The sequence below is a fragment of the Marinobacter gelidimuriae genome (assembly GCF_000372805.1).
Classification (GTDB): Bacteria; Pseudomonadota; Gammaproteobacteria; order Pseudomonadales; family Oleiphilaceae; genus Marinobacter; species Marinobacter gelidimuriae.
The window spans coordinates 1-1328 of record NZ_KB889858.1 but is presented as its reverse complement, the minus strand read 5'-3'; the positions used below and the strand labels follow the sequence as shown (position 1 = coordinate 1328).

The 1328-nt window shown below is 42.9% G+C and carries 2 protein-coding genes; both read right to left on the bottom strand.

Translation table 11 applies throughout. The features are described from left to right. Positions 1-452 precede the first annotated feature (452 nt). Positions 453-1139, bottom strand: a complete 687-nt coding sequence (locus tag A3OI_RS22570; protein ID WP_155903012.1) for a hypothetical protein — start codon at positions 1137-1139, stop codon at positions 453-455. Further along, positions 1139-1328: hypothetical protein (locus tag A3OI_RS23340; protein ID WP_218185811.1), on the bottom strand; the 190-nt coding region annotated here is incomplete at its 5' end. The genes A3OI_RS23340 and A3OI_RS22570, both read right to left, overlap by 1 nt.

The window sequence follows — 1328 nt, the reverse complement described above, 5'->3', positions numbered from 1 at the left end:
AAGCACTGCTGCCATGGAACGTCAAACTAGAGCGGGTCTCAAAAAAAGTGCCGCAGTTCGACTGAGGGCAAGTGGGTCGGTTTAAGGGCGCTTACGGCTCTTTGGAGTGTATCGCCCAAAGAGAGCGAATAAGATACAAACCGATAGCGCTGTGCTGGGTAACTGGTGTGGTGATTAAGCAGAAGTCAGCAGACGGCATAGTAGCCAAACGCCCATCGTAATGGTTGGGACACGGTGAAGGCCTGAACCTGAAGATCAATGAGGAGCCTGTGCAGCTCATTTATTTCATACCCGACCGGGCTTAGGGATAGTGGCGCAAAAGCAGTAACCAGCATTGAGGTAAACTGGCGCTAATTGGTCAGTTTGCTTTAAACATCTTTGGGAAACGCCCTGTGCGGATCCGCATGCAGGGTGTTGTGGAAGCTGGGGGAGAAAGACCCCCGGCTATCCGATTAGGCATTTATTTCACCAAGTACCTCTTCAAATTCTACTAAGCTAGCAAGCCTCTCTAATTCTGAAGTTGGCGAAAATATAGTGGAACCACTCACTAAAACTGATGATGGATATATTAAAGCAGTTCTTTGTAAACTAGATTCGCAAGAAATCAAGTCCCTAATTTCTGAGAAATGAACCGTTCCTACTAAAACTTTAATCATTGTAATACGAACAGATTGATCAAGTTCATAATACTCGTCACTACTTCCTTTTTTAACCAATTTTTTCTCTTTGTGCATTCTGATTAATGTGCCGAGGTAAACTATCTCTTTTGTTTTCAGTGAAGTTACTACTTCAGCAAATTCACCAAACTCAGAAGCATAAACTGATCCTTCAGTAGTTTGACCTTTCATGATTTTAGCTAAAATGGAAAGATTTAAATATGCTGCACCTTCAAGAGCAGCTCGTTGATAACGGTAAACAATGGCAACAAATTGGTCTGCACTGGCAAGGTCAAATTCTGAACGTTCACATTTAGCCATTTCATTTAAAGCAATTTCCCTAGCTTTTTCAGCTCGTTCACGAAACAGATTAGTAAGTAAACTGTTTCCCAAACTAGCAACTAAATTAGTTGCTCCAAAGTCTGCTGCCGATAATATGTCAGCCGTTAAACCAATACCCACACTTTGAATTTTATTATTCATTAATCACCTAATGGCACGACTACTCGAAGAATGCCTAACGCCCTGCTCACCGGAAAATTAGGAGCAGCGCGAGTAATTTTTCCGAGTGCAGCAGCTTGTGTACGCCCAGCATGGGCATGAACTAATGGGGTGTAAGTCCCCTGTAGGAAGATCACCGTCGAAAACCATGTTGTGATTAGACGATAACTA

What these genes read in the sequence shown, in the direction of transcription:
- A3OI_RS22570 (WP_155903012.1), bottom strand. Translation starts at nt 1,139, where the DNA reads ATGAATAATAAAATTCAAAGTGTGGGTATTGGTTTAACGGCTGACATA.